Source organism: Duganella sp. 1224 (assembly GCF_013408245.1).
Lineage (GTDB): Bacteria > Pseudomonadota > Gammaproteobacteria > Burkholderiales > Burkholderiaceae_D > Rugamonas.
This window is the reverse complement of record NZ_JACBYS010000006.1, coordinates 220995-246898: the sequence shown is the minus strand read 5'-3', so window position 1 is coordinate 246898 and position 25904 is coordinate 220995. Positions and strand designations below refer to the sequence as shown.

General features: G+C 64.7%; 19 protein-coding genes. 11 read left to right on the top strand and 8 right to left on the bottom strand.

Translation table 11 applies throughout. From position 1 onward, the window contains the following. The first annotated feature begins 107 nt into the window (after nucleotides 1-107). The 9 genes from FHW58_RS22560 (at nucleotide 108) to FHW58_RS22520 (ending at nucleotide 13847) form a co-directional block, all read left to right on the top strand. Complete coding sequence (locus FHW58_RS22560; protein WP_179675425.1) at nucleotides 108-1145, top strand: arginine N-succinyltransferase; 1038 nt, start codon at nucleotides 108-110, stop codon at nucleotides 1143-1145. A 14-nt stretch (nucleotides 1146-1159) separates the two neighbouring features. Continuing rightward, nucleotides 1160-2215: an arginine N-succinyltransferase gene (gene astA, locus FHW58_RS22555; RefSeq protein ID WP_179675424.1), complete on the top strand. Its 1056-nt coding sequence runs from the start codon at nucleotides 1160-1162 to the stop codon at nucleotides 2213-2215. Further along, complete coding sequence (gene astD / locus FHW58_RS22550; RefSeq protein WP_179675423.1) at nucleotides 2208-3689, top strand: succinylglutamate-semialdehyde dehydrogenase; 1482 nt, start codon at nucleotides 2208-2210, stop codon at nucleotides 3687-3689. The genes astA and astD overlap by 8 nt, the downstream gene beginning before the upstream one ends. A 12-nt stretch (nucleotides 3690-3701) precedes the next feature. Beyond that, nucleotides 3702-5036 carry an N-succinylarginine dihydrolase gene (astB, locus tag FHW58_RS22545; RefSeq protein WP_179675422.1) on the top strand — a complete coding sequence of 445 codons (1335 nt, stop codon included), beginning with the start codon at nucleotides 3702-3704 and terminating at the stop codon, nucleotides 5034-5036. 73 nt (nucleotides 5037-5109) lie between these two features. After that, a complete protein-coding gene (locus FHW58_RS22540; RefSeq protein WP_179675421.1) occupies nucleotides 5110-9822 on the top strand; it encodes an NAD-glutamate dehydrogenase domain-containing protein in 4713 nt (1570 codons plus the stop codon). 4 nt (nucleotides 9823-9826) lie between these two features. Beyond that, on the top strand, nucleotides 9827-10870 hold the full coding sequence (locus FHW58_RS22535; protein WP_179675420.1) for a succinylglutamate desuccinylase: 1044 nt from the start codon (nucleotides 9827-9829) through the stop codon (nucleotides 10868-10870). A 92-nt stretch (nucleotides 10871-10962) separates the two neighbouring features. Continuing rightward, nucleotides 10963-11496, top strand: coding sequence for an EF-hand domain-containing protein (locus FHW58_RS22530; protein WP_179675419.1), 534 nt, complete (start codon nucleotides 10963-10965; stop codon nucleotides 11494-11496). Between the two features lie 58 nt (nucleotides 11497-11554). Continuing rightward, nucleotides 11555-12061, top strand: a complete 507-nt coding sequence (locus FHW58_RS22525; protein WP_179675418.1) for a DUF1993 domain-containing protein — start codon at nucleotides 11555-11557, stop codon at nucleotides 12059-12061. Nucleotides 12062-12389: 328 nt separating this feature from the next. Next, nucleotides 12390-13847, top strand: coding sequence for an amino acid permease (locus FHW58_RS22520; protein WP_179675417.1), 1458 nt, complete (start codon nucleotides 12390-12392; stop codon nucleotides 13845-13847). A gap of 207 nt (nucleotides 13848-14054) precedes the next feature. Here the strand turns inward: FHW58_RS22520 and FHW58_RS22515 are convergent, their stop codons facing one another. Further along, complete coding sequence (locus FHW58_RS22515) at nucleotides 14055-14276, bottom strand: hypothetical protein (protein WP_179675416.1); 222 nt, start codon at nucleotides 14274-14276, stop codon at nucleotides 14055-14057. 169 nt (nucleotides 14277-14445) lie between these two features. Here FHW58_RS22515 and FHW58_RS22510 point away from each other — a divergent pair, with 169 nt between their 5' ends. Further along, on the top strand, nucleotides 14446-15843 hold the full coding sequence (locus tag FHW58_RS22510; RefSeq protein WP_179675415.1) for a diguanylate cyclase: 1398 nt from the start codon (nucleotides 14446-14448) through the stop codon (nucleotides 15841-15843). Here the strand turns inward: FHW58_RS22510 and FHW58_RS22505 are convergent, their stop codons facing one another. From FHW58_RS22505 to FHW58_RS22495, 3 genes are all read right to left on the bottom strand, one after another. Beyond that, the gene (locus tag FHW58_RS22505; protein ID WP_229265453.1) at nucleotides 15844-16761 is read right to left on the bottom strand and encodes an EamA family transporter; all 918 of its coding nucleotides are present in this window, start codon (nucleotides 16759-16761) and stop codon (nucleotides 15844-15846) included. Between the two features lie 45 nt (nucleotides 16762-16806). Next, complete coding sequence (locus FHW58_RS22500) at nucleotides 16807-18978, bottom strand: FUSC family membrane protein (RefSeq protein WP_179675413.1); 2172 nt, start codon at nucleotides 18976-18978, stop codon at nucleotides 16807-16809. A gap of 85 nt (nucleotides 18979-19063) precedes the next feature. Next, a complete protein-coding gene (locus FHW58_RS22495) occupies nucleotides 19064-20749 on the bottom strand; it encodes a M14 family zinc carboxypeptidase (protein WP_179675412.1) in 1686 nt (561 codons plus the stop codon). Nucleotides 20750-20906: 157 nt separating this feature from the next. Here FHW58_RS22495 and FHW58_RS22490 point away from each other — a divergent pair, with 157 nt between their 5' ends. Beyond that, nucleotides 20907-21755, top strand: a complete 849-nt coding sequence (locus FHW58_RS22490) for a hypothetical protein (RefSeq protein ID WP_179675411.1) — start codon at nucleotides 20907-20909, stop codon at nucleotides 21753-21755. Here FHW58_RS22490 and FHW58_RS22485 read toward each other — a convergent pair whose 3' ends face one another. From FHW58_RS22485 to FHW58_RS22470, 4 genes are all read right to left on the bottom strand, one after another. Further along, nucleotides 21756-22325: an NADPH-dependent FMN reductase gene (locus tag FHW58_RS22485; protein ID WP_179675410.1), complete on the bottom strand. Its 570-nt coding sequence runs from the start codon at nucleotides 22323-22325 to the stop codon at nucleotides 21756-21758. 108 nt (nucleotides 22326-22433) lie between these two features. Beyond that, nucleotides 22434-24587: a S46 family peptidase gene (locus tag FHW58_RS22480; RefSeq protein WP_179675409.1), complete on the bottom strand. Its 2154-nt coding sequence runs from the start codon at nucleotides 24585-24587 to the stop codon at nucleotides 22434-22436. Nucleotides 24588-24738: 151 nt separating this feature from the next. Continuing rightward, entirely contained in the window at nucleotides 24739-25305 is a 567-nt protein-coding gene (locus FHW58_RS22475; RefSeq protein ID WP_179675408.1) for a YceI family protein, read from the bottom strand. Nucleotides 25306-25338: 33 nt separating this feature from the next. Continuing rightward, entirely contained in the window at nucleotides 25339-25893 is a 555-nt protein-coding gene (locus FHW58_RS22470) for a YceI family protein (RefSeq protein WP_179675407.1), read from the bottom strand. Between the last annotated feature and the right edge of the window lie 11 nt (nucleotides 25894-25904).

The window sequence follows — 25904 nt, the reverse complement described above, 5'->3', positions numbered from 1 at the left end:
TCATTCCGGCGAAGGCCGGAATCCATACAGCCTGTCCGAGGCCGGACACTTGGCATGGATTCCGGCTTTCGCCGGAATGACGTTTCTGCGTTCACTAAGGAGTTGTTATGTATGTAGTCCGTCCGGTCGAACTTGCGGATATTCCGGCCCTTGAGGCGCTGGCCGCGGTGCCCATGCCGGGAGTGCATACCCTGCCCAAGACGCGCGAAAAAATCCGCGCCATGGTCGAACTGTCGATCGCCTCCTTTGCCGCCCACGTCGACATCCCGAGCGAAGAGGGCTACCTGATGGTGCTGGAGTCGCCGCAGGACAGGCAGATCGTCGGCACCGCCGCCATGTTTGCCGCCGCCGGCTCCAACGGCACCTATTTCTCCTTCCGCAACGACGTGATCCAGCAGGTTTCGCGTGACCTCAACATCAGCCACAGCGTGCACGCGCTGACGCTGTGCTCCGAGCTGACCGGCTACTCGCAGCTGTCGTCGTTCTACGTCGGCGAGCGCGAATACGGCACGCCGGAAGCCGCGCTGCTGTCGCGCGCGCGCTTGATGTTTGCCGTGCTGGCCCCACATCGCTTCTCGGACCGCTTCTTCGTGCCGCTGGCCGGCGTGACCGACAGCGAGGGCGGCTCGCCGTTCTGGGATGCGCTGGGCCGCAAGTTCTTCCAGATGGATTTCCTCGACGCCGAACGCACCATCGGCGGCGCCCGCAACCGCACGCTGATCGTCGAACTGATGCCGCACTATCCGGTCTACGTGCCGCTGCTGCCGGGCGACGCCCAGGCGGCCATGGGCCAGATCCATCCTTCGGGCGAGCTGGCGTTCAACCTGCTCACCGCCGAGGGCTTCGAGGCCGACGATTACATCGACATCTTCGACGGCGGCCCGATCCTGCAGGCGCACAAGAATTCGCTGCGCACCTTTACCGGCGCGCTGCAGCGCCGCGTGGCGACGTCGGTCGATACGCCGGACCGCGGCCGTGAACCGCAGCTGCGCTACGCCGTGTCGTCCGGCTCCGAACACGACTTCCGCGTCGTCATCACGCATTGTCCGGCGCTGGATTCGCAACTCAGCGTGGCGCTGTCTGTCGAGGTACAGGACGCGCTGCACGTCGCCGAAGGCGACACCGTCATCTGCGTCAGAATATAAAAACGAGAAAACCTATGCTAGTTGTACGCGCTATCCAAGCCACCGACCTCGATGCCCTGTACGTGATGGCCACCCAGGTAGGCAGCGGCATGACCACGCTCAAGCCGGACATGAAGATGATGGGCGATCGCCTCGACATCGCCGTGGCCTCGTTTGCCGAAACCATCCCGCCCGAAAAGCGCGACTACATGTTCGTGATGGAGGACACCGACACCGGCCGCCTGGCCGGCGTGTGCGCCATCAAAGGCTCGGTGGGCCTGACGGAGCCGTTCTACAACTACCGCATCGGCACCCTGGTGCACTCCAGCCGCGAGCTGGATGTGTTCACCCGCATGGACACGCTGTACCTGTCGAATGACCTCACCGGCAGCACCGAACTGTGCTCGCTGTTCCTGCACCCGGACTACCGCAGCGGCAACAACGGCAAGCTGCTGTCCAAGAGCCGCTTCCTGTTCATCGCGCAGTTCCCGCACCTGTTCACCGAAAAGCTGATCGCCGAGATGCGCGGCTACCAGGAGGAGAGCGGCCGCTCGCCGTTCTACGAGGGGCTGGGCCGCCACTTCTTCAAGATGGACTTCGACCACGTCGACGCGCTGACGGCCGTCGGCAAGAAGTCCTTTATCGCCGAGCTGATGCCGCGCCAGCCGCTGTACGTGGCCTACCTGCCGGACGATGCGCAGGAAGTCATCGGCAAGGTGCACACCTCCACCGCGCCGGCGCGTCGCCTGCTGGAGCAGGAGGGCATGTACTTCGAGGGCTACGTCGACATCTTCGACGCCGGCCCGGTGCTGCAGGCGCGGGTGTCGGAGCTGCGCGCCATGCGTGACAGCACGCTGGCCGAGATCGGCCCGACCACCGACTGGGATGCCGCCTGCGCGCCGGAGAGCGCGGCGGCCGAGCCGGTGCTGGTCTCCAACACCAACATGAAAGATTTCCGCATGATTTTGTCGCAGGCGGTGCCGGTCAACGGCGCCATCGCCCTGCCGGAGGCGGAGCAGACGCTCCTGCACTGCCATCGCGGCGACAGCGTGCGCACCCTGACTCTCAATCCGAGGAAGAACAATGGCTAATTCTGTGGCAAACATCAGCAACTTCATCAACGGCGAGTGGCTGCCTGGCAGCGGCCCGGAACTGGTCACCATCAATCCGGCCACCGGCAAGCAGACCTGGTCCAGCCATGAGTCCACCGCGCTGGACGTGGCGCAGGCCACCACCGCCGCCCGCGCCGCCTTCGACGCATGGGCATGGACGCCGCTGGAGCAGCGCATCGCCGTCTGCACCCGTTTCCGCGATCTGCTGAAGGAGAACGCCGAGGAGCTGGCGCTGCTGATCTCCGAGGAGGTGGGCAAGCCGATGTGGGAGGCGCGCACGGAAGTGACCACCATGGCCAACAAGATCGACATCTCGGTGCAGGCCTACGGCGCGCGCACCGGCGAAACGCACAACAAGGTGGCCGATGGCGAAGCGGTGCTGCGCCACCGTCCGCACGGCGTGTTCGGCGTGTTCGGCCCTTACAACTTCCCCGGCCACCTGCCGAATGGGCATATCGTCCCGGCACTGATTGCGGGGAACACCCTGGTGTTCAAGCCGAGCGAATACGCGCCGCGTACCGCCATCAAGACCGTGCAGCTGTGGGAGAAGGCCGGCCTGCCTTACGGCGTGCTGAATCTGGTCAACGGCGGCCGCGAAACCGGCATCGCGCTGGGTCAGAGCAAGCTGCTGGACGGCGTGCTGTTCACCGGCAGCTGCCAGACCGGCACCGCGTTGCACAAGCAGTTCGGCGGCCAGCCGGGCAAGATGCTGGCGCTGGAAATGGGCGGCAACAATCCGCTGGTGATCTGGGACGCCAAGGAAACCGACGCCGCCGTGTTCATGGCGATTTCGTCGGCCTTCATCTCGGCCGGCCAGCGCTGCACCTGCGCGCGCCGCCTGATCCTGCCGCAAGGCGCGGCCGGCGACGCCATCGTCGCGCGCCTGGTCGATGTGGCCAGCCGCCTCACCATCGGCGGACCGGCCGACGAGCCGGCGCCGTACATGGGGCCCGTGGTGTCGGCCGCTGTGGCCAAGCGCCTGGTGCTGGCGCAGGCCGACATGGTCGCGCGCGGCGGCAAGCTGCTGCTGGAAATGAAGCACCTGGACGCCAACACCGGATTCGTCTCGGCCGGCATCGTGGACGTCACCGACGCCAAGGGTATTCCGGACGAGGAGTGGTTTGGCCCGCTGCTGCAAATCATCCGCGTGCCGGACTTCGACAGCGCCATCGACGCCGCCAACAACACCGCCTTCGGCCTGGCCGCCGCGCTGATCTCCAACGACGAAAAGCTGTGGAAGATATTCCAGGTGCGCGCCCGCGCCGGCATCGTCAACTGGAACCGTCCGACCACCGGCGCCGCCAGCAGCGCGCCGTTCGGTGGCGTGGGTCAGTCGGGCAACCATCGTCCGAGCGCCTACTATGCGGCCGACTACTGCGCCTACCCGGTCGCATCGATCGAAAACAACGTACTCGAAATGCCGGCGAAACTGTCGCCGGGCATGCACTTCTAAAGGCCGCACCTCATGTCCGCACGCGAATTCAACTTCGACGGCCTGGTAGGCCCGTCGCACAACTACGCCGGTCTGTCGTTCGGCAACGTGGCGTCGTTCAGCAACGTCAAGAGCGCGTCCAATCCCAAGCTGGCCGCGCTGCAGGGCCTGGCCAAGATGCGCGCGCTGGCCGCGCGCGGCTTCGGCCAGGCGCTGCTGCCGCCGCAGGACCGCCCGAACTTCCGCCTGTTGCGCAGCATCGGCTTTACCGGCAGCGATGCCGAAGTGCTGTCCAAGGCCGCGAAAGAAGCGCCGGTGATCCTGGCGTGCGCGTATTCGGCCTCGCCAATGTGGACCGCCAACGCCGCCACTGTCAGCCCGTCTGCGGACAGCGCGGATGGCCGCGCCCACTTCACGGCTGCCAACTTGAACAACAAGCTGCACCGCGCCTTTGAGCACGAGCAGTCGGCGCGCGCGCTGCGCGCCATCTTCAAGGACGACAAGCACTTCGCCGTGCACGCCGCCCTGCCCGGCACGCCGGCTTTCAGCGACGAGGGCGCGGCCAACCACACGCGCCTGTGCAAGAGCCACGGCAGCGCCGGCGTTGAGATGTTCGTCTACGGCCGCACCGAGTTCGACGCCTCGGCGCCGGCGCCGAAGAAGTACCCTGCGCGCCAGACACTGGAAGCCTCGCAAGCCGTCGCCCGCCTGCATGGCCTGGCGGCGGAGCGCACCGTCTACATCCAGCAGAATCCCGACGTCATCGATCAGGGCGTGTTCCATAACGACGTGATCGCGGTAGGTAACGCCAATGCCTTGTTCTACCACGAGCAGGCATTCGCCGACGAAGCAGGCGCGCTCGATCAGCTGCGCCGCGCACTCGACGGCGTGGGCGCGGACCTGAACGCGATCCGCGTCGACACCACCCGCGTGCCGGTGGCCGATGCCGTGGCCAGCTACCTGTTCAACAGCCAGCTGCTGAGCAAGGACAATGGCAAGATGGCGCTGGTGATTCCGCACGAGTGCCAGGAGGTCAGTTCGGTAGCCGCGTACCTGCAGGATCTCGTTGCGGACGGCAGCGTGATCGATGAACTGATACATTTCGACCTGCGCCAGTCGATGCGCAATGGCGGCGGGCCGGCGTGCCTGCGCCTGCGCGTGGCGCTGACCGATGCCGAAGCCGCCGCCATGCATCAGGGCGTGGTGATGACCGAGGCGCTGTATCACACGCTGGTGGCGTGGGTGGAAAAACACTACCGCGACCGGTTGGAACCTGCCGATCTGGCAGATCCACAACTGGCGATAGAAGTGCATAATGCACTGGATGAGTTGAGCCGACTCCTCGGCCTTCCAGGACTTTACGCTTAAACAGCGCCGCGCAGCCACAAGCCGGCGCGGACATTGCAACACAAGATACCTATAACGTATTGGAGAAGCAAAGATGAAATCAACCCCACAGGACCTGCGCAATCAAACACTGGACCAGGTTAAAGCAAGCATGTCGCCCGGCGACGATGCCAAGGTCGCGGAGCTGATCGCGGCCTGGATCAAGTCCCTGGACGACGAAGACCTGGCCGGTATTGCGCCGGAGAGCCTGGCGATGGTGCTGTGGGGGGGGTTCATGCAGACGGCCAAGCGCACCGGCAGCGGCGCGCAGATCGCCCGCCTGCGCTACGACGATGGCCGCGGCGGCATGGCCACCGCGCTGCTGATCCTGAACGATGACATGCCGTACCTGGTGGACTCCATTGTCATGGCGATGCGCAAGCTGCGCGTGTCGGCCAACAATGTGCTGAACGCCGTGCTGCCGGTATCGCGCGATGTGGACGGCAACGTGGTGGCGGTGGGCGAACATGGCGCCAAGCTGGAATCGTATGTACTGGTGCTGCTGTCCGAAGACCTGCCGGAGGCGGAACTGGGCGCGCTGACCGACCGCATCACCATGGTGTCGCGCGACGCCGCCGTGGTGCGCCGCGACCGCGCCGCCATGCTGGAACACTTCAGCCGCATCGGCGCGGAAGCCGCGTCGCACGGCGACGAGGGCAAGGAAGTCGCCGCCTTCCTGGAATGGGCCCGCACCGAGGGCTTCGAGCCGTTCGGCTATGCCTACTACGCCGTCAAGCCGGGCGTGCGCGAGCTGGAACGCGACATCCCGAGCCGCATCGGCGTGCTGCAGGATACTTCGCACCCGGTGTACGGCACCTGCCTGGCCAACATCCCGGGCGACTTCGATACGCTGTCCAAGCGCGGCCACACGCTGTCCATCGTCAAGGCGGACGTGGAAGGCACGCTGCACCGCGACCAGCAACTGGACTTCATCGGCGTCCGCCACACCGACGCGCAAGGCGCCATCCTCGGCGAATACTGCTTCGTGGGCCTGTTCACCCGCGCCGCCACCTCCACGCCGCTGAACCGCCTGCCGTTCGCGCGCGGCCGCGTGGCGCGCGTGCTGAGCATCGCCGGCGTGCGCCAGGAAGGCTTCCGCGCCGAGAAGTTCGTCGAGATCCTCGAATCGCTGCCGCGCACCGAGGCGCTGGAAGCGGACCCGGAATGGCTGGCGGAAGTCTGCGGCGCCGTGGTGTCGCTGTACAAGCAGCCGCGCGCCAAGGTATTCGCCCGCCGCGACGTCTATGCACGCCACCTGAACGTGCTGGTCTACCTGCCGCGCGAGCGTTACAGCGCAAGCGTTGGCTCGGCGCTGGCGAAGGCGCTGCAGGCCAGCTCCGGAGCCCATCACGTCAGCTCGCAAACGCTGGTGGCCGACGGCCCGCTGGCCCGCGTCTACCTGATCGCGCATGGCGCCCGCTATCCGCTGGATCTGGAAACCGATATCCAGCAACCGCTGCTGGCGGTGCTGGATGGCTGGCACGACCAATTCTCTGTGCTAGCGGATGCCGTCACCGACGTGCCGCTGCGCGCCCGCCTGCGCAAGATGTGCGCCACGCTGCCGCCCGACTACGTCGCCACCACCACGCCGTCGGCCGCCTTCCACGACCTGGGCACCATCCTGCGCAATCCGGACACCTCGCGCGTCAACGTGCGCGTGGAGGCGGACAACGGCCACACCACCATCCGCCTGTACTCGGTGGACCGCGTGCCGTCGCTGTCGACCATTCTGCCGGCGCTGCATAACGCCGGCGTGGCAATCGACCGTGAACAGGCGCACTCGCTGCGCGTGAACGGCGAACGTCACTATGTCACCAGCCTGGCGGTGGATGCTGCCAGCGCGGTCAAGCTGGCCAAGCCGGAAATCGTGCCGGTGGCGGAGGAGTTGTTTGCCGCCCTGTTCAACAACGAAGCGGAAGACGGCCGCCTGAATGGCCTGGTCATCGAAGGCGGCCTGAGTGTGCGCGAAGTGCAGCTGGTGCGCGCCTACATGAGCTACTGGCGCCAGACCGGCACCAACTTCTCGGTACGCTACATGGCGGAGACGCTGCGCACGCAGCCAGCGTTGGTGAAAGAGCTGGTGGACGCTTTCCTGCAACGCTTCGACCCTGCCAACGACGACGCCACCCGCGCCGCCGCGCTGGACAAGCTGGCCGACATCAAGAGCCGCCTGCCGGCCATCAACCACGCCGACAGCGAAGCGGTGCTGGGCGCCATGGCCACGCTGATCAGCGCCACGCTGCGTACCAACTACTTCCAGAACAACCAGCAGGGCGACAAGATCATCTTCAAGTTCGACACCAGCAACCTGTCGCTGGTGCCGGAGCCGCGTCCGTTCCGCGAAATCTTCGTGTTCTCGCGCCGCTTCGAGGGCGTGCACCTGCGCGGCGGACCTGTGGCACGCGGCGGCCTGCGCTGGTCGGACCGCATGGAAGACTACCGCACCGAGGTCCTCGGCCTGGTGAAAGCGCAGATGGTGAAAAACGCCGTCATCGTGCCGGCCGGCGCCAAGGGCGGCTTTGTCTGCAAGCAGATGCCGAAGGACGCGGCACGCGACGTTATCGCGGCGGAAGGCGAGGCAGTCTACCGCCTGTTCATTTCCAGCCTGCTGGAAGTGACCGACAACCGCGTGCTCGGCAACATCGTGCCGCCGGCTGACACGGTGGTGTACGATCCGAACGATCCTTACCTGGTGGTGGCGGCCGACAAGGGCACCGCGACCTTCTCCGACATCGCCAACGGCATCGCCGTGCAGCGCGGTTTCTGGCTGGGCGACGCGTTCGCGTCGGGCGGCTCCAACGGCTATGACCACAAGAAGATGGGCATCACCGCCAAGGGCGCGTTCGAGGCGGTCAAGCGCCACTTCTACGAAATGGACCACGACATCCACGCGCAGCCGGTCACCATGGTCGGCGTGGGCGATATGTCGGGTGACGTGTTCGGCAACGGCGCGCTGTTGTCGCGCAAGCTGAAGATCGTGGCGGCGTTCGACCACCGCCACATCTTCCTTGATCCGAATCCGGACATGGAAGTGTCGTTCAAGGAGCGTGAGCGCATGTTCGCGCTGCCGCGCTCCTCGTGGGACGACTACAACAAGGAGCTGATTTCCAAGGGCGGCGGCGTGTATCCGCGCAGCGCGCGTTCGATCGAGCTGTCGCCGGAAATCCGCGCCGTGCTGGATATCGAAGAAACCGCGCTGGCACCGGAAGAGCTGATGCACCGCATCCTGCTGGCGCCGGTGGACCTGTTCTACAACGGCGGCATCGGCACCTACATCAAGGCCTCGACCGAAACCCACGCGCAGGTGAAGGACCGCGCCAACGACAATATCCGCGTCAACGGCAATGAGCTGCGCTGCAAGGTCGTCACCGAAGGCGGCAACCTGGGCGCGACGCAGGCCGGCCGGATCGAGTTCGCGCTGTCCGGCGGCCGTATCTTCACCGACGCCATCGACAACTCGGCCGGCGTGGATTGCTCGGACCACGAGGTCAACGCCAAGATGTGGCTGGACGTGGAAATGAACGCCGGCCAGCTGAGCGAGGCGGACCGCAACCGCATCCTCAACGAGATGACCAACGATATCGAACGCCTGGTCCTGCGCGACAATACGCTGCAAACGCAGTTGCTGGTGCGCGAGTTGCAGGCGCAGGTCGATCCTGACGTGCAGGATGGTTACGCCGCGCTGATCGCGTCGCTGGAAGAAGAGGGCGCGCTGTCGCGTGAACTGGAGCAGCTGCCGTCGGTGGCCGAACTGGCGCGCCGCAAGGCCGACGGCCGCGGCCTGACCACGCCGGAACTGGCGGTGGTCATCGCCAACGTCAAGAACCGCTACAAGCGCATCCTGTCGGCGCTGCCACTGACCGAGAATAGCTGGGCCGAGTCGGTGCTCAAGCCGTACTTCCCGGATCTGCTGGTGGCCACCCGTCCGGCGCTGGCGCACCCGCTGGCCAACGCCATCCTGGCAACCGTGCTGGCGAATGAATCGGTCAACCGTTGTGGTCCGCTAATGCTGCGCCAGTTGGCCGGCGAGCATGGCGTGGACGAATCGGATGTGATCCTGGCCTGGGGCCAGGCCTGGTCGGCGCTGAACCTGGCGCCGATCTTCAACACGCTGGACGCGGACGCGCTGAAGGTGCCGCGTGCGGTGTCGATCAAGGTGGATGCGCATACGCGCCAGTTGTTGAAAGCCGTGATGGAAGGCGCGCTGTCGGTGCCTGCCGAGCAGCTGCGCAATGGCGTTGGCGAGTTGACCCGCCTGTTTGCCAATCCGGAAACGCTGGCGCAGCTGACGCCTGTCAGCGGCCAGTCGGAAGCCGAATTGACCGCCGGCCTGCGCGCCGAGTTTGTGCGCGCATGGATGGCGGTGGACGCGCTGGAGGCCGTGGCGGCGTTTGTGTTCGCGGCGCTGTCGGTGCAACGTCCGGCGGGCATGGACTTGCCGGCCTTCCTGCAGGTGGGGCTGGCGTTGCGCGCGCAGGTCGGCATCGACACGCTGGAGCGCGGCCTGAAGCTGCCGGCCACCAGCCGTTCGCAGGAACAGTTGCGCAGCTATGCGCAGAATGCGCTGCGCCGCACGCAGCAACGCTTGCTGTCGCAGGTGCTCAAGCATGCGACCGGCGGCCATACGGCGCTGGAGGCGGTGGAAGTTGTCGCCAACACGCTGGGTCTGTCCGGCTACGCGGTGGCGACGGATCTGGAGCAGGCGATGCTGGATGTGTGGGCGTTGTCGGAGGCGGTCAACGCCAGCACCACGGCGTTGGCGGCGTAAGACGATGAGCGATTTGCCCGCAGATTCGCCGGCCGCATTGCCACAGCAGTTGCCGGCTGCGGTCCGCGCCCTCGCGGAGGCGGACTTCAGCGCCATCGCGCCGCGCTTCACGGCGGCCGGCTTCACGGTCGCCGAGCCGGCGGACGGCATCATCACCATCCGCGCCGGCGTGTCTGCCGCTGTCGCCGGTCCGCGCGGCGCGGCGCGGCCGGCAGTGCTGATCTCTGTCGGCGTTCACGGCGACGAGACCGGCCCGATCGAAGTCGTCGCATGGCTGCTGGACGCCTTGTCGCACCAAGCCGCCGCGCTGGCGGTGGACCTGATGCTCTGCGTCGGCAACATCGGTGCCATCCGCGCCGGCAAGCGCTTCATCGACGCGGACCTGAACCGCATGTTCCGCGCCCAGCGCGGCACGCTGGAAGGCACTGCCGAAGCCGCGCGGGCCGACGAGATGATCGCGGCCACCACTGCGTTCTTCAAGGACGCCGGTCCGCAGCGCTGGCACCTGGACCTGCACACGGCGATCCGCCCATCGGTCTATCCCACCTTCGCCATCGTGCCCGAGCTGATCGCCGACGATGCGCGCGGGCAGTTGATCGACTGGCTGGGCCTCGCCGGCATTGGCGCCATCATCATGAATCCGGCGTCGGTGGGCACCTACAGCTACTATTCGGCCGAGCACCACGCCGCGGCCGGCACCACGATAGAACTGGGCCGCATCGGCACGCTGGGGCAGAACGACCTGGCGCAATTCAAGGACGCGTCCCAGGCGCTGGACGACCTGCTGCGCGGCGCGCCGAAGCGCGAAGGCACGCAGCGTCCGCACGTGTTCAACACCGCGCGCCAGATCATCAAGTTGAGCGACCAGTTCCAGATGGCGTTCGGCAAGGACACGCACAACTTCACCGCCATGAAACAAGGCGACGTGATCGCGCGTGATGGCGACACGGTCTACACCGTGCAGTATCCGGAAGAGCTGGTGGTGTTCCCCAATCCCGACGTGCGCGTCGGTTTGCGCGCGGGACTGATGGTGGTGCGTGCCGATTGATCTTTACCCGCCTTTACACTTTGCGGGGTCATAGATACATGGATTAGTTCGTTAACAGGAGCAGCATTGTCCTTAACTACGGAGTAAGAACCATGAGCACAGCCATCAGCAGCCTGTCCAGCGGCACCACCCCCAGCGCCACCCAATTCGATCCAGCGAAAGGCGCGGCGCGCTTTGCGTCCAAAGTCTTCAGCGATATGGACACCGACACCGACGGTTCGGTCAGCAAAGACGAATTCGTGAAAGGCCTGGAATCCAAAGGCGTATCGGCGGAAGACGCCACCAAGCAGTTCGACGCCATCGACAAGCAAGGCGCCGGCTCGATCACCAAAGACGATCTGGAATCGGCCATCAAGAGCGGCGACTTCAAACCGCCACGTCCACAAGGCGGCGAAGGCGGCCCGCAAGGCGCAGGCGGTGCGCGCCACGCCGGCGGTGCGGCAGGTGCTGGCGGCGCCAGCGCGGCCGGCGGCGGCAGCAGTACCAAGACCTACGACGCCGCCGACAAGAACGAAGACGGCACGGTCACCGAACAGGAACAACTGATCTACGACATGGCCCAATCCGCCAAGTCTCCCACCACCAGCGCCGACAAGATCGGCACCAATATCGACGCCCTGGCCTGACCGCCAGCAGCCATCATCGCCTTGCGCTACACTCATCGCTTTCACACAGGAGGCGATGATGGCGCTATCGATGTATCAGGTTTCGGTGCCCGTGTTTGTACGCGGGTTGAAGGTGTTGTCGGAATTGTTGAAGAAGGCGGAGGCGCACGTGGAGCAGCATGGCGCCGTGCCGGATGCGATGATCTCGGCGCGGCTGGCGGCCGACATGCTGCCGCTGGCGGGACAGGTGCAGCGTGCCAGCGATACGTCCAAGCTGTCGGTGGAGCGCCTGACCGGCGTGCCGGCGCCCAAGTTTGAGGATAACGAAACGTCGTTCGATCAGTTGCAGCAGCGGATCAGCAACACCATCGCGTATCTCGACAGTGTGGCGCCGGCGCAGTTCGACGGCAGCGATGAACGCGCCATCCGCCTGAATTTCGGCGGCTTCCCGGACTTTACCGGCGCCAGCTACCTGCTGACGTTTGCGCTGCCCAACTTCTACTTCCACGTCGCCACCGCGCACGACATCCTGCGCAACCAGGGCGTGGCGATCGGCAAACGCGATTATCTGGGGGCTTACGCTTAAGCGTTAAGCGCGCACCATCATGGCGGTCAGCGTGATCGCCAGGCCAACCAGGATCATGGCGGCGCCGGTGATGGCGGCCGGGTGGATGCGGCGGGAAACGGTGGGGATTTTCTGGATCGGCATGGTGGGCTCTCTTCCTTGGCTTTGAGTAACACTTGCCGCCAGATTAACCGGAGGCGTGTTTGCAATCTATACATGCCGCTGTATCAAAAGTAAGGACTTGTAACGAGGTTGCATATTTGGCACAAAATACCTTTAGCGACAGCGGACCGGAAGGCCCTATAATCGCAGTGTTTTTGCCCGAACAAACCTCCCACAAGGAATGCCTGTGAACCAAACGTTGGTCCAGAAACTGACCCGTATCAAGCTGGTCGATCATCAAAACACTGAACACGCTTCAAGCAGCAATACCCTGCACCGCTCTGTAGGCCTGTTTCCCCTGACGATGATCGGCGTTGGCGCCACCATCGGCACCGGCATTTTCTTCACGATGGTGGAAGCCGTGCCCAAGGCCGGCCCGTCCGTGATTTTGTCCTTCCTGATCGCCGCCATCACCGCTGGCCTGACCGCGCTGTGCTACGCCGAACTGTCGTTCCGCATTCCGGCGTCCGGCTCGTCGTACTCGTTCGCGTACGCCAGCGTGGGCGAATTCCTCGCCTTCATCATGGCGGCCTGCCTGTTGCTGGAGTATGGCCTGGCCGCCAGCGCGGTGGCGATCGGTTGGTCGGACTACCTGAACAATTTCCTCAACAACGCCTTCGGCTGGCATATCCCCGAGGCGTTGCGCACGCCGAGCATCGTCTCCACCGCGCATGGCATCGAGTTCCACGGCGGCCATATCAACCTGCCGCCGATTATCCTGGTGGCGCTGTGCTGCTGGCTGCTGGTGCGCGGCGCCAAGGAGTCGGCCCGCACCAACGCCATCATGGTGATGATCAAGCTGGCCATTCTGGTGTTCTTCGTGGTGATCGCCTTCACCGGCTTTGACATCAACAACTTCCACCCGTTCTTCAGCCCGGACGGCGGCACCCATTTCACCGGCATGGCCGGCGTGACGGCGGCCGCGGCCACCGTGTTCTTCTCCTTCATCGGCCTGGACACCGTGGCCACCGCCGGCGAGGAAGTCAAGAATCCCAAGCGCAATGTGCCGATCGGCATTCTGGCGGCGCTGGGCATCGTCACCGTGTTCTACATGCTGGTGGCCGTCGCCGCGATGGGCGCGCAGCCGGCGGCCAAGTTCGCCGGCCAGGAAGCCGGCCTGGCCGTGATCCTGCAAAACGTCACCGGCCAGACCTGGCCGGCGCTGGTGCTGGCGGTGGGCGCGGTGATTTCCGTGTTCAGCGTCACGCTGGTGACCATCTATGGCCAAACCCGCATCCTGTACGCTATTTCCAAGGACGGCCTGATTTCGCCGACGTTCCAGAAAGTCAGCCCGCGCACCGGTTCGCCGGTGCAGAACACGCTGATCGTCTGCGGCGTGGTGGGCCTGGTGGCGGGCTTCGTCGATGCGACCTTCCTGTGGGACATGGTCAGCATGGGCACGTTGACCGCGTTTGCCGTGGTGTCGCTGGCGGTGCCGGTGATGCGCCGCAAGGAAGGCCCGACGGCCGAGAAGGGCTTCCGCGTGCCGGGCGGTCCTTACCTGGTGCCGGGGCTGAGCATTGCCGCCTGCCTGTACCTGATGTTTGGCCTGTCGCTGACCACTTACACCGTGTTCGGCATCTGGATGACGGCGGCGATCCTGACCTACTTCCTCTACGGCATGCGCCACTCGCATCTGAACTGAGGATGCCGTAAAACTTAAAAAGCCCCGGCCGCTTGCGCGTGCCGGGGCTTTTTGCCATTTTGCCTGGTTACCGTGCGGCTTATTCCGCGGCCTTGCTTTCTGGCTTGTTACCCAGGTACAGGCGCAGCACCAGGCCGGACAGGGCGATTGCGGCAGGCAGGTTTTCGATGATGGTCAGCATGGTATTTCTCCTTAAATTAAATTCGATTAAGCGCGCGAGGCGAAGAAGCGCAACTCGGCGGACAGGCCAGGGGAGTGGCGCTCGCAGTCATTCGCCATGCGGGTAAGCCACCAGATGGTTTCTTCTTTGTTGCGTTGCGACATACCCGGCTGCACGGCGAACACGGCGGCGAACAGCTGGCGTACCGCGTTAACAACATTGGCGAAGTAGCCAGTGCCGGCGGTGGTGGTGTAGGTCGTTGCGCTCATCAGAAGCTCCATCAATATTCGTTTGTTGCGTTGCAGTATGCGCCGGTTTCAGTAATAAATAAACTTTTGATTTGTGATACTAAGCATAAATAAAGCGTATAACTCTGCTTGAATCCTATGCCGTCGGGTATGATTACTATCCTTTTGGCAATAATCTGATGAGGTGGGGATGTCTCTGCGCACGAAATTCATGCTGGCGTTGTTGTTGACCGGATTGGCGGCGGTGGCGATGGTGGGCGGATTGGCCTACGTCGGCATGACCAAGAAGGTGGACAGCTTGCGGCGCGAGCGCGCGGCCGATAGTTTCCACCAGGCGATCACCGCCTATCTGACCCAATACGGTAGCTGGCAGGACAGCCCCGGCCCGCGCGGTTTCGAGCGCTTCATGCGGGCGCGCGAACAGGCCGACGAGCGGCCGCCATTGTCGGATGGGGCGCAGGACGAGGAGCGCCGGCCACCGCCGGAGGACCGGCGCGGTCCACCCGAGGACGGGCAGCGCCCACCGCCGGACGAAGATCGCCACGGCGCCGATGACGGCCGCCGTCCGCCGCCGCCGGGCCAGGGTCAGGGCCAGAGCGGCCGGCGCGGCGAGCCGCCCTATCACTTCATCCTGGTGGACCCGCATTACCGCGTACTGCTGGGCGCCGGCGTCTATGAGCACGACGAGCTGCTGCCGGAAGCGGCGCGCAAGGATGCGCGGCCGGTGCGGGTCAACGGCCAGGTGCTGGCGTATGTGTCGCCCGAAGGCGTGATTACGCCGAGCAAACAGGAACTCCAGTATCTGGCGGCCATGCGCGAGGCGCTGTGGTATGGCGTGAGCGGGGCGGCGATTCTGGCGCTGGTGCTCGGTCTTCTGATCAGCCGTGGGCTGGGCCGCACGCTGGGCCATCTCACCAGCGCGGTGCGCGCGATGCATGGCGGCTCGCTGTTGCAACGCGTGCCGGTGGAGGGCAAGGACGAAGTGGCCGAACTGGCCGCCGCCTTCAACGCCATGAGCGAAAAGCTGGCGCGTTCGCACGAGGAGTTGAGCGAGTCGCACCAGACCATTCTGGCGCAAGCGGAGCAACTGCGCGAACTGAGTGTGCGCGATGCGCTGACCAAGCTGCACAACCGCCGCCACTTCGATGAGCAGGCCAGCACCCTGTTCAGCCACGCGGTGCGCCACAAGCGGCCACTGAGCATGGTGATCGGCGATATCGATTTCTTCAAGAAGATCAACGACCAGTTCTCGCATGCCACCGGCGACGCGGTGCTGCGCCAGGTGGGCGAGATCCTGCGCAGCCATATGCGCTTGAGCGATCTGGTGGCGCGCTACGGCGGCGAGGAATTCGTCATCGCCTTCCCGGAGACGGAGCTGGCGCAGGCGGCCGCGCTGTGCGACAAGCTGCGCGCGATGATCGAATCCTTCCCGTGGCACCAGGTGCATCCGGACCTGAAGGTGACGATGAGCATGGGCGTCTGCGCCGACCTGGCGGCCGGCACGGCGGAGGCCATGCTGCAGAAGGCCGACGCGCTGCTGTACCGCGCCAAGGAGACGGGCCGCAACCGCGTCTGCTTCGCAGCCTGATTATGCCTTGCGGTCCAGCCAGCGGCCGCCGAACATGGTGCACACCAGCGCCGCGACGATGAAGCCGACACCGCCCCACTGCCAGGCGCCGATGGTATCGCCCAGCATCAGCATGCCGGAGGCGATGCCGACCACCGGCACGCCCAGGCTGAACGGCGCCACCCGGTTAACCGGGTAGCGCTTCAGCAGCCGGGTCCACATCGCGTAGCCGGCAATGGTGGAGATCCAGCCGATGTAGGCCACCGCCACCCAGGTGATGAAGGGCGCGCCGGTCCAGTGCCAGCGCGTGGCCGGATCGTCAAACGCCAGCGACAGCAGCACGAACGGCACAATCGGCACCGCGCCGCACCAGACGATGAAGCTGATCACGTCGAAGTCCGGCATGGCCTTCTGCGCGCGCCGCACGACGATATTCGACACGGCCCACATGGCGGCGCCGGCCAGGCACAGGACGAAGCCGGCCGGCGTGATGTCGTTGGCGTGGCCGGCCTGCAGGGAGCTCATGGCGAAGCAGCCCAGGCCCAGCGCTGCCAGCAGCAGTCCGGCGATCAGCGCGCGGCTGGTGTGCTCCTTCAGCAGCATAAAGCTGAAGATGGCGGTGAAGAAGACCTGCGTCTGCAGGATCACCGACGCCAGCGAGGCCGACATGCCAACCTTCAGCGACAGAAACAGCAGCCCGAATTGGCCCACGCCCTGGCTCAGCCCATAAGCGATCACCCACTTCGGCGCCAGCCTGGGCGGGCGCACAAAGAAGATCAGCGGCAGGATGGCGAACACATAGCGCGCGGCGCCCATCTGGAACGGCGTCAACGCTAGCAGGCCGATTTTCATCGCGACGAAGTTGGTGCCCCAGATGATGACAACCAGCAGGGCGGACAGCAGGTCGCGGGTGGTGAAGGTGGAAGTGGAGGTGGTCATGCCGGTCATACTAGCAGGCTTCGTGCCTGCGCCGCATGACCAGGTTCAGGCGAGGTCGCGCAGGATGGCTGCGCGGTGGACGATGATTTTGACGGCGTCCGCCTGCAGCAACCGGATGCGGCGCTGGACCAGCGGCCAGCCGGACCACGGCACCTGCGACGCCCGCGCCGCCGCCGCCGATTGCGCCGACAGCGTGGAGGCCGACATCAGCGCCTCCTCGCTGGCCTGGCTGCGCGGATCCAACGCGTGTTCCAGCACGTCCACCACCTGGGCGTGGCTTTCGGCCAGCATGGCGTTGACCGCTTCCGCCGGCAGTTCCTTCGTGTGGCGGCGCAGGATGGCGCGCAGCGCCGCCACGTGCGCCATCAGCAGGTAGTTCTGCACGATGAACAGGTTGATGTCCTCCACCGCGCGCTGTTTGCTGGACGGCTCATCGAGCATGCGCACCAGCGCGGAACTGAGCGCGGCCAGGCTGTCCATCAGGCGCTTGCGTTCGATGCGGTAGGCGAAATCGTCCTTGCCTTTGCCCTGCAGCAGATCGAAGCTGGCCTGCATGTAGCGCCGGTTCACTTCCAACACCTCGCGCACCAGGCGCGGCAAGGTCTGGTACTCCCAGCTGGCCAGTACGAAGCTGAAGGCTGTCGCCACCACCGCGCCCACCACCGTATCCACCAGGCGCTCCATGATCAGGTTCTCGTTGCCCGGCGCGATCAGGTACATCTGCAGCAAGATCATCACGCTGACCGCCACCGCCGCATAGCGATAGCGCAGATAGACGAAGGTCGGCATGGCCACCGTCGACAGCACCAGCGCGCCGAGGATGAAGGCCGGGTAGTTGAGGAACTTGATGATCAGCGCGGTGATCACGCAGCCGATCACCGTGCCGACGATGCGGTCGCGCCGCCGCTGCTTGGTCATGCTGAACGACGGCTTGAGGATGATGACGATGGTCAGCACGATCCAGTAGCTGTGCGTCGCATACGGCAGCCACGCCGCCACCGCCAGCCCGACCGAGATCGCCATCGCCACCCGCAGCGAAAAGCGGAAGATCGGCGAATCCAGCCGCAGGTGCGACAGGATCATGCGGAACTCATATTTTTGCTGCGACAGGAACGGGCCCATGTCGGCATCCACCCAGAACGGCGTGGTGTCGTAGGCCTTCTGGCTGGCCTGATGCAGCTCGCCGATCATCTTGATGATGGCGCGGATCTTGTTGCGCTGCGCGCGCAGCACCGCCAGCGCTTCGTGCTGCGGCTTGCCGGCATCGATGCGCTGCTGGATGGCCGCCAGTTCGGCCTCGATGGCGGCCAGCTCCGGCTCGTAGCTGATTTCCGGGTAGGAGGACTTCTTGCGCGTGACATCGTACGCCACCGATTCAATGTCGCGCGCGGCCTTGTAGGCCAGGTCGTGCAGCGTTTGCATCACCGGCGAATCGGCCAGGTGGGCGCGCAGCAGCGCGTAGTCGGTGTGGGTGGAGAGGATCAGCTCATACAGGTCCAGCATGCAGACGTGGACCTGCACCACGATGGCGTCGCGCGCGTTGTTGTGGGCGCGCAGGATCAGGTCGCGCGAGGCCTGCTGGCGGTCGGCCAGCAGGCTTTGATGGCGGATCAGCTTATTGAATTGTTCGGTGAGGTTGAAGCGGGTGTCGTAGAAGTCGGCCTTGATGTCGATGTAGGCGGCCAGCTCGAACAGCGCCTCGGCCAGCACCTGCTGCTTGATGCGGTGGCGCAGTATCCACGAGATGCCCATGGCGTAGGCCAGGTAGGCCACCGCGCCCAGCGTGAACACGCCGGTGTGGATGAAGGACTGGCGCACCGACATATCGTGTTCCATCGACATGGTCATGATGAACAGCGTGGCCAGTTGCAGCGGCATCGACTTTTTGCCGTAGACGACCATCATGCAGGCGGCAAAGCTGACCAGCACCAGCATGATCATCAGCAGCCAGTGGTACGGCGCGCACAGGCTGATTAACAGGGTGACGGCGCTGCACAGCAGCACCGAGGCGCTCATCTCGTTGAACTTGTGGCGCAGGGGACTGGGCATGTCCATCAGCGCGGTGCACAGGGCGCCGATGCAGACGGTCATGGCGGTTGCCATGTCGGCGAAGTGCAGCGTGATCAGCGTGACGCCGACCAGGCCGGCGGCGAAGCGCAGGCCGAGATAAAAGTAATGGCTGTAGAAGAAGGTGCGCAGATTGAGTGCGTAATGCATGGCTATGGCCTTGTGGGCAGCTTGCATGCGCGCCGCGGGATCGCCACGGCGCGCACGTTGAATGACGCGAAATACTACGGGAGGTTTAGAAGACCGACAGCACCGGGTAGCGGCGCCATTCCGGCTCGGCGTGGCGCTTGCCGTTGGCGAAGATGAAGCCCAGCACCGCGTCCTGGTCCGACAGCAGCGCCGGATTGGCGGCCTTCCATGCTTCGAATTTCGCTTTCAGTTCCGGCTCGGTGTCCAGCATCTCCAGCGCCAGGTCTTCGAACACGTAGTCCGAGTAGGCTTCTTTCTTTTCCAGCACGCTGTTGAAGAAGCCCCAGCGGAAGAAGGAGTCGTGGCCCTGGGGCTCCAGCGTTTCGACGGCGTAGCGCGCGTTGCCCTGCTTGAGCGGGATGAAGTAGTCACCCGGCTGCACGGTGAAGGTGGCGGTGCGTGCCTCCAACCGCACGTCGTCGTGGTACAGATGGCCTTCGTAGGCGTGCGGGCGCGAGCTCACGGAGACGATGTGGTAGTACTGTGCTTCCACCGTCTGCGCTTCGTCGAAGCGGGCCATTTCCACGCCGTTCCACTGCAGGCGCTCGATGGCTTCGCGCCACGCTTGCGGGACGATGTAGCCTTTCGGCGCGCGCACGGTGGCCGACGGCACGAAGCGGTTGTAGTAGGCGATGTCTTTTTCCCACGGCTGGCTGCGGTCATACGACAGGCGCTGGTAGTTGCCCAGCAGGCTGGCGCTGCGTTTGGCCGCGTAGCCCTTGAAGCAGAAGGTCGATGGATGGTCTTCGTCCATTTGCCAGCTGACGGTCCATTCGGTGGCGTTGGCCGCCTGCTCCTTGGCTTCGGCGCGCAGTTGCTTGATTTGTTCGCCGTGTGCGACCGTGAAGGCCAGGGTCACGTCCAGCAGCGCACGCATCGAGTCGTAGCGGTCCTTGAAGGGCTTGAGCATGTGCGTTTCCGGCATGAAGCCGATGACGTGGTGCAGGGCGGCGAAGCCGGTCGAGAAGCGCGGCACTTCGAGGAATTCGGCGATGCCGTCGTCCGGCGTGTCCTTGACCGGATTGACGTAGGGGCAGGTCGGCCAGCCCTTCGCTGCCATCTCCTGGTAGATGTGCGGCAGCATGGTGTCGCGCAGGAAGGGGCCGAGGCCGTAGCCCAGCTTGTCGGCCTGGGTGTGGATCAGCGTCATCGTGTACGGGTAGTCGGCGCCGTTGGAGGTGTGGGTGTCGACCATCACGTCCGGGTCCCAGCTGGTCAGCAGCTGGTTGAACAGCTGGGCGTTGTAGGTGTCGCACTTGATGAAGTCGCGGTTCAGGTCGAGGTGGCGGCTGTTGCCGCGGAAGCCGAACTGCTCGGGACCGTCCTGGTTGACGCGCGAGGTGTTGGCGCGGTTTAGCGCGCCGTCGACGTTGTACAGCGGCACGAACAGCAGCACGGTCTTGCCCAGCGCGGCCAGCTTGGCCGGGTCGAAGCACAGGTCGCGCACGATGGCCATGCAGGCATCCACGCCTTCCGGCTCGCCCGGGTGGATGCCGTTGTTGTTGAAGAAGACGGTGCGGCCCTCGGCCTTGATCTGGCTGCGGTCGTGGACGCCGTCGGCGCTGACCACGCCGGCGTGGATCGGGATGCCGGCGTCGGACAGGCCGATCTGCTCAAAGCGCAGCACGTGCGGGAAGCGCTGGGCCAGCGCCTCGTAGAAGGCGATGCATTCGCTCCACGTGGTGGTTTGGTTGTGATTGCCTTTTTCGTAAGGCGTCAGCATGTCGTGCATGGTGGTCTGAATCTCAGCGGGAATGGAAGGGAAGGCCGAGATTGTATCATCGTGCCCGTTTTTTGAGCGCCCGCAGCCGGTAGCTTGAGTTGCTTCAACGTAAATTTATCGCGGTCGTGCTGTACTGCTTGTCTGTTTCATTTGCCGGGAGAACAGCATGGGCTATGGCGTGCGAGCGGTACTGGTGGTGGCGTTGCTGGCGCTGGTGTGTCGCTGGGGCGTGGCGCAGGTGGGGCCGCGTTATGTGATCGAGTTGGCGGGCGCCACGGCGCCGGCAGCGTCGCGCGGGCAGTTGCAACTGGCTGGCAAGGGGCTGGTGCTGGTGCGCTTTCAGGATCTGCGCTTGCTGGTGGTGGAGGCGGATGGCGAGGCTTACAGCCAGTACGCGGTGCGGGGCTGGCCGGCTGCCGATCTGCTGCTGGTGCTGCCGGCCAGCGCCGGCCGTTACGACGGGCTGGCGCCGCTGCGGACGCTGCCGGATGGCATGCCGGTGGTGGTGGCGGAGCAGGGCGGGGCTGGCGCGGGCGATGGGGCGAAGGATGGGGCGACGGCCGGGGCCGGGGCCGGGCCGCGCTGGTATCCGATGCAGCCATGGAATGCGCTGGACTTGCGTAAGCACGGCACCCGGCTGCGCGTGACGGCCATGCCGGGCGCGGCGGGCACGGTCGCGATGGCAGGCTATCTGATCGAGGTGGGCAACAGCCGCGCGTCGTATCGGCTGTACGCGGGGGCGGCCGGTTTGACGGGCGTGACCGGCACAACCAGTGCGACCAGTGCGACCGGCGCGACCGGCACAACCGGCGCGACCGACGCAGCCGGAGCGCCCGGCGCCATTGGCGCGGCTGCGGCGGAGCTGGCCCGGCGTCTGCCCGGGGCGGACCTGGCGCTGCTGCCGGGGCAAGATGGCCCGCAACTGCTGGCGCTGAATCGCGGCGCGCCGCCGGCGCATGTGCAACCGGCCGCGCTGACGGCGGCCGGCCACGTCTTCACGCCGCTGCGGCGCTGATTACTTCGTCTTCGCGTTGGTCTCGACCCAGGTAGCGTAAGTGTCAATGAACTTCTTCAGGAACTGTTTGGTGCTGTCGTTGTTGATTTTGCCGTCGTCGCCCAGCAGCTTGGCGGCGCCGCCGATATACGCCTCCGGCTGCAGCAGGGTTGGCATGTCGAGGAACACCAGCGACTGGCGCAGATGGTGGTTGGCGCCGAACGCGCCGGTGGCGCCAGGGGAAACGCTGACGATGCCGGCTGGCTTGCCGCTCCAGATGCTGTGGCCGTAGGGCCGCGAGCCGACGTCCAGCGCGTTCTTCAGCGCGGCCGTGGTGGAGCGGTTGTATTCCGGCGTGAAGAACAGCACGCCCTCGTATTCCTTCATGCGGTCGCGGAATTGCGTCCACGCCTGCGGCGGCGTGACGCCATCGCCTTCCAGATCCTCGTTGTAGACGGCGAGTTCGCCGATTTCCACGATCTCCAGCTGTAGCGACTCCGGCGCCAGCGCCATGACTTCATGGGCAAACTTGCGGTTGAGCGACGCTTTGCGCAGGCTGCCGATGATGACGGCAATTTTCTTTGCGGACATAACATCTCCTTGCGATGGTGGACGGGACGTCGCCATACTGTAACCGATTATAATAAAAAGCCACGCTCTGTTTCCTGAGCGTGGCTTCCGACTATCGGGGGAAGACGCTTATTCGGCGCCCATTTCCTTCAGCAGGTTGTCGGCGTGGTCGACGTGCTTCATGTTCCACAGGATGTAGCGCAGGTCGACCTGGATGTCGCGGGTCATCTTCTTGTTGAAGTCCCAGTCCGAAATGATCGAATCCAGCGTGCCGTCGAATGCCAGGCCAATCCACTCGCCCTTGGCGTTCAGCGCGGCCGAGCCCGAGTTGCCGCCGGTGATGTCCAGCGTGGCCAGATAAGCCACCGGCACCGTCTTCAGGATCGGATCGGCGTACTTGCCGTATTCCTTGGCCTTGATCGCTTTCAGCTGCGCGGCAGGCGCATTGAACTCGCCCTGGCCGGTGGCCTTGGCGGCTACGCCCTCGACCGTGGTGAAGGCCTTCCAGGTGGTGCCATCGGCGCCCGGATCGCGGCCGGCGATCTTGCCGAAGGTCACGCGCAAGGTGCTGTTGGCGTCAGGGTAGACGGCCTGGCCCTTGCTGTGCATGTAGGCGATCTTGGCCTTCATGTAGTTGGCGTAAGCCTGCTGCAGCTTGCCGGCCAATTCCTCTTCCTGCGCCTCGTCCTTCAGGTCCGGCTCGTACAGCGCCACGGCAGCCTTGATGAAGCTGTCGTCGCTGGCCTTGAAGTCGGCCGGCTTGCGCTCCAGCCAGGCTTTGCGCTCGGCCGGATCGCCCAGCTTGCTGCCGGCGTACAGCTTGTCCAGCGCGGCTTGCAGGTCGGCCTTGCTCATGTTGTCCTTGATGCCGACCACGCTATCGAAGGCGGCGTTGCGCTGCGACGCCGGCTGGGCGGCGTACTTGGTCAGGCTGTTCAGCACCAGCGCCTTGTCGACCTTCTCGTCGTAGTTGCGTACCAGGCCATCGACCGAGGCCTTGATGCGCGGCACGTCACGCTGCTGGTAGCCGGCCTTGCGGTCGGCGTCTGGCTTGGTGTTTTCGTTGGCCAGGCGGTACAGCATGCGCGCGGTGTTCAGCAGGCGCGGCTTGGACGAGCCGAAGTAGTAGTCGCGCTTGATTTCAGCATCGCGCTGGGCGATCAGCTTTTCCACCAGGTCGATGTCGCCGGCGTACTCGGCCTTACGCTTGGCGTCGGCGTTGATCCACTGCTTGAGCGCCTCGTGCTCGGCGCTCTTACGCTTCAGCATGTCGCTGTTGGCGTAGGAATCCAGCATGCCCTGGCGGTTCTTGTAGTAGTTGTTGATGCCGGCCACTTGCGACGCGTATTTCAGCGCGGTGTCCTTGTTGTCCTTGGTGGTATCGGCGATGATGGCCAGGCTCTCGGCCGACTGCTTGACGAAGGCCGGATAGTTCCAGTCGAAGGTGAACGCCACTTCGGACGGCAGGCGGTGGCGGTTGGTGCGGCCCGGGTAGCCCAGCACCATGATGAAGTCGCCTTCCTTGACGCCTTCCTTGGCCAGCTTCAGGTAATGCTGCGGCACGTAAGGGACGTTGTCCTTGCTATAGTCGGCGGCCTTGCCGTCCTTGCTGACGTAGGCGCGGTAGAAGCCGTAGTCGCCGGTGTGGCGCGGCCACATCCAGTTATCGGTATCGCCGCCGAACTTGCCCACGCCCTCGGGTGGCGCGTGCACCAGGCGGACGTCGCGGATTTCCAGCTGCTTGATCAGGTAAAACTCCAGGCCGCCGTAATACGACGACACGGTGCAGCGGTGGCCGGGATCTTTTTCGCAGTCGGCCTGGATGGCCTTCTGGTTCTTTTCGATCGCATCGATGCGCGCCTTGCCGCTCAGCTTGGCCACTTCCGGCGTGATCACCTGCTTGCTGACGTCGGTCACCGCCTTGGTCACGAAGATGCGGCTGCCCGGCGCGGCCGGCAGTTCCTCGGACAGGTTATGGGCCAGGAAACCGTTGGCCAGCAGATTGCGTTCCGGCGTCGAGTTATGGGCGACGCTGCCGTAGACGCAGTGGTGGTTGGTGGCGACCAGGCCCTGCGGCGACACGAAGGACGCCGAGCAGCCGCCCAGGCTGACGATGGCGCCCATCGGGAATTCGGTCAGTTTGGTGAGGGAGGCGGGGTCCAGCTTGAGGCCGGCGGCTTTCAGTTCCTTGGCTACTTGTGGCAGCTGTTGAGGCATCCACATGCCTTCATCCGCGTGGGCGGCGGTGCTCAGGATGGCGAGCGCGATCAAAGATTTTTTCATGTCTCGTTGTGAAGTGGTTGAACGGCGCTCAACAGTATAACAACGAACTCCGGGGTCAGGTCCTCCATTTCTACACGGCCTCTGCCGTAGCGAACGCTACGGCAGAGGCCGTGTAGAAATGGAGGACCTGACCCCGGAGGGGGGCGGAGGGTTAGTCGGCCTTGATGGCTTCGATCTGGATCGCCAGTTTGACTTCCGGCGAGAAGGCTGGCAGGCCGAAGTTCATGCCGAAGTCGCTGCGCTTGAACTCGGCGCTGGCGTCGGCGCCGCATACTTCTTTCTTGTAGCGCGGGTGCATGATGCACTTGAACTTGTTGACCTTCAGCGCCACCGGCTTGGTCACGCCCAGCATGGTCAGCTCGCCGTCCACGCCCACCAGCTGGTCGCCGTCAAACTTGAACGATTTGCTGGTGTAGGTGATGGTCGGGAACTTGGCCACGTTGAACATGTCGTCGCCCTTGGCGTGCTTGTTCATCGCTTCCAGGCCGAAGTCGATCGAGGCCGGGTCGATCTTGATGTCCAGCGCGCCGGTCTTGGCAGCGCGATCCATCGTCACCGTGCCGCTGGTCTTGTCGAACTTGCCGCGCCATACCGACAGGCCCATGTGGTCGGCCTCGAAGCTCGGGTAGGTGTGCGTCGGGTCGATGTTGTAGGTGGCGGCGATGGCCGATGTGGCCGAGGCGGCCAGCAGCGTGGCGATCAGGATCTGTGCTTTCATCTTCTTCAGTCTCCGTGGTGGTGGTCAGTGGTCTTATTGGCCGGCGACGACGTGGAATTTGATGGTGACGTCGTCCGCCACCATGCTGGTGTCCTTCCATTCGCCTTCGCCGATGTTGTAGGTCAGGCGCTTGATCGGCAGCACGCCGTCAAACACCTGGTTCTTGCCGTCGGCCTTGACGGTCAGCGGGAAGCTGACGTCGGCGGTCTTGCCCTTGATGGTCAGCTTGCCGGTCACGGTCAGCTTGCCGGCGCCGGCGCTCTTGATCGACGATGATACGAAGGTCGCTTTCGGGAACTGGGCGGCGTTGAACCATTCTTTCTTGGCCACTTCCTTGTTGTACTCGGCGTCGCCCAGGTCCATGCTGCCGGTGTCGACTTCGACGGTGGCCTTGGCGGCGTCCGGCTTGGCGGCGTCGTAGTCGATGTTGGCGCTGAATTTCTTGAACTTGGCGTCCACCGGCACGTTCATTTGCTTGAAGGTGGCGGTGACGGTGCTCTTGGCCGGATCGGTTTTCAGCGCGGCGGCGCTGGCGGCAAAGGCGACACCCAGCAGCGAGACGAGGGCGATTTTTTTGATGGTGTTCATGTGAGGCTCCA